The 3,745-nt window shown below is 71.9% G+C and carries 2 protein-coding genes; both read left to right on the forward strand.

What is annotated here, in order from left to right:
- Window positions 1-2,829, forward strand: a 2,829-nt coding sequence (locus tag IE239_RS41130; protein ID WP_190154556.1) for a type I polyketide synthase, incomplete at its 5' end; no start/stop codon positions are given.
- Window positions 2,830-2,856: 27 nt separating this feature from the next.
- The coding region (locus IE239_RS41135) for a beta-ketoacyl synthase N-terminal-like domain-containing protein (RefSeq protein ID WP_190154557.1) at window positions 2,857-3,745 on the forward strand (889 nt) is incomplete at its 3' end.

The following is a 3,745-nucleotide window of genomic DNA, read 5'->3' on the forward strand; positions in this document are numbered from 1 at the left end:
TATGAGGACGGGCTGACCGTCGACTGGACCGCGCTCATCCCCGAGGCCGCCCCCGTCGACCTGCCCACCTACCCCTTCCAACACCAACGCTACTGGCTCGACCCCGCCCCCGTCTCCGGCGGTCACCCGTTGATCGACATGCGGACCGAGTTGGCCGGAGGCCGTGGCGTGCTGTTGGCCGGTCGGGTTTCGGTAGCACGGCAGCCTTGGCTGGCCGACCACCGGGTCGGCGGCGCGGCGGTTCTTCCGGGCACGGCGATCCTCGAACTGGTCGCCCAGGCGGCGGAGTCGGCCGACGCCGCAACCGTGGAGGACCTGGTCCTCGAAACGCCGTTGGTGCTCCCTGAACGCGGGGAGGCGAGTCTGCAGGTGGCTGTCGGGGCGTTCGACGCCGAGGGACGCGCCGATGTCGTCGTCCACGCGAAGGAGAGGGGCGCGGAGACCGGCTGGACCCGGCACGCGGCCGGCACACTGCTGCGCGTAGCGGCCGGTGCCGAGCCCGCCGTGGACGAGCAGGCAGGGGTATGGCCGCCGCGCGGCGCCGAGTCGATCCCGCTCGGGGACGTCTACGTCGAGCTGGCGGCGCGCGGGCTGGCGTACGGGCCGGCCTTCCGGGGACTGCGGGCCGCCTGGCGCGGTCCGGACGGGACCGCGTACGGAGAGGTCGAGGCGGAGCCGGCTGCCGACGGCTACCGGCTGCACCCGGCCCTGCTGGACGCCGCGTTGCACGTCGTCACCGCCGCCGGACTGGGCGGACCGGAGGAGGGCGAAGGGCCGCGGCTGCCGTTCTCCTGGAGTGGGGTCCGCTTCCACGCGGGTGAGAGGGTCGGCGCGACCTTGCGCGTCAAGGTCGTCGAGATCGAGAACGGCGGCGGGGTCACCGTCACGGTCACCGGTGAGGACGGCGCGCTCCTGATGGAGGTGGACCAGCTCAGCGCCCGCCCGGTGTCCCTTGCCCTCCTGGACGGCGAGCGACGGACCGACGACCTGTTCCGGGTGGTCTGGAACCGTACGGCCGTGCCGTCGGCACCGGACACCGGGCTGTGGATGCTGCCGGGCGGTACGCCGGAGCACCTCGCGGAACTCGCAACCGCTCTCGACGCCGGTACGGCGACCCCCCGAGCCGCGGTGCTGCCCTGGGCCCCGGAGACCGGAGCGGATGTGCCGCAGGAGGCAGCGAGCCGGGCCCGTGCGGTGCTGGGCGTCATACGGCGGTGGCTCGGCGACCCCCGGTTCGAGCAGCTGCCGCTGGTCGTCCTCACCGAAGGGGCCGCACCGATCGCCGACCCCGTCTCCCCGGCGGGCGCCACGGTCCAGGGGCTGATCCGCGCGGCCTCGGCCGAGAACCCGGGGCGGTTCCTCCTGGTCGACCTCGACGGGTTGCCCGCGTCGGCGGACCGACTTCCCGACCTGGTCGCGGCCGGTCTGCCGGAGGCGGCCGTCAGGTCCGGCGAGGTCCACGTGCCGTCGCTGGTCCCGGTGGAGACACGGAGTCCCGCACCGGTCCCCGTGAAGGAGGGGACGGTCGTGGTCACGGGCGCCTCCGGCGCGCTGGCCACGCTGATCGTTCGCCACCTGGTCGAGGCGTACGGCGTCCGGAGCCTGCTGCTGCTCAGCCGCAGCGGCGCCGGCGAGTACGCGGACCTGGACGCCGAAGTCCGGACCGTTGCCTGCGATGTGACGGATCGTAGCCAGCTGGAGAAGGCCTTGAACGGCGTTCCGGTCGTGGGCGTCGTCCACGCGGCCGGCGTCCTCAGGGACGGCCTGGCCGCCGACATGAGTGACGACGCGCTGGACGCCGTACTGGCGCCGAAGGTGGTCGGTGCCTGGAACCTGCACCTGCTCACCCGGGACCTGCCGCTCGACTTCTTCGCCCTCTTCTCCTCCGCGTCCGGCCTGTTGGGCGGGGCCGGCCAGGCGAACTACGCGGCAGCCAACGCCTTTCTGGACGCCCTGGCCCACCACCGGCGCAGCCAGGGGCTCCCCGCGGTTTCCCTGGCGTGGGGGATGTGGGACACCCCGGTCGGCGGAATGGCCGCCGCCCTCGGCGACGCCGACCGGGCGCGCCTCTCCCGAACCGGCGCCAACCCACTCACCCCGGAGCAGGGCCTCGGCCTGTACGACGCGGCTCTGGCCGGAACCGACGCGCTCACCGTCGCCGTTCCCCTCGACCTGGCCGTTCTGAAGGCCCGCGCGCAGGCCGGGGACGTCCTTCCGCCGCTGTTGCGCGGACTGGTTCCCCACCTCCCCAAGCAGCGGGCCGCCCAGACCGCACCGGCCGACGACGCCGACGCCCTGCGCCGTCGCCTGGCCGAGGCGGACCCGGCTGCACGGGAGCAGGAGGTCCTGGTCCTGGTCCGCACGCACGTAAGCGCGGTCCTGGGACACACGGGGCCCGAACGCGTCCAGGCGGAAACCCAGTTCAAGGAGATCGGCTTCGACTCGCTGACCGCCGTGGAACTGCGCAACCGGTTGGGTCGGGCGACCGGGCTGCGCCTGCCCACGACCCTCGTGTTCGATTACCCGACGCCGATGTCCCTCGCACACCACCTGGTCGGAGAACTGGTCGGAGACCTCCCCAGCGCCGCCGAACTCCTGCTCCAGGAACTCGACCGGATCGAGACGGCACTGTCCGACGGCGTGGCCGACAAGGAGGACGAGGCCGTACGCAGGGCGCTCACGGCCAAGCTCACCCGCCTCAGCTCCTATCTGACCTCTCGCGGCCCCCTCACCGAAGTCGGCGACTCCACCGCACTCGCCGATGACTCCGAGGCCGACGAGGTCTTCTCCTTCATCGACAGGACGTTCGGCTCGCTCGACTCCGAGTGACCCACAGGTAGAGAGAAGTCGCACCGTATGAGCAACGAAGAGAAGCTCCTCCGCTACCTCAAGCGGGTGACCGCCGATCTCCAGGAGGCCAACCGGCGGTTGAAGGAGCTGGAGGAGGGCGAGCAGGAGCCGGTGGCCGTCATCGGTATGGCCTGCCGCTATCCCGGTGGCGTCAGCACGCCCGAGGACCTTTGGCGGCTGGTCTCCGAGGGCAGGGACGCGATCACCGAGTTCCCCGCCGACAGGGGGTGGGAGACCGAGCGGATCTACGATGAGAACCCCGATACCCAGGGGAAGACCTACACCCGGCACGGTGGGTTCCTCCACGATGCGGCGGATTTCGACGCGGAGTTCTTCGGGATTTCACCGCGTGAGGCGTTGGCGATGGATCCGCAGCAGCGGTTGCTGCTGGAGACGTCCTGGGAAGCCCTGGAACGGGCCGGTATCCCCCCGGAGTCGGTGCGCGGCACCAGGACGAGCGTCTTCGCCGGCATCATGTACCACGACTACGCCTCCTGGCTGGACAGTACGTCGGAGGACGTTGACGAGGGCTACCTGGGCACCGGCAACGCGGGCAGCATCGCCTCCGGCCGGGTCGCCTACACGTTGGGCCTGGAGGGGCCGGCGGTGACGATCGACACCGCCTGCTCCTCCTCTCTCGTGGCCCTGCATCTGGCCTGCCGGTCCCTGCGGTCGGGCGAGTCCACCCTCGCGCTCGCGGGCGGCGCCACGGTCATGTCCACCCCGAGCACCTTCATCGGCTTCAGCCGGCAGCGGGGCTTGTCGATGGATGGGCGGTGCAAGGCGTTCTCGGACTCCGCGGACGGTACGGGCTGGTCCGAGGGTGTGGGTGTGCTGGTGTTGGAGCGGTTGTCGGATGCGCGGCGCAACGGGCACCGCGTGCTGGCCGTCGTGC

Origin of the sequence: Streptomyces humidus (assembly GCF_014649655.1) — a bacterium.
Classification (GTDB): Bacteria; Actinomycetota; Actinomycetes; order Streptomycetales; family Streptomycetaceae; genus Streptomyces; species Streptomyces humidus.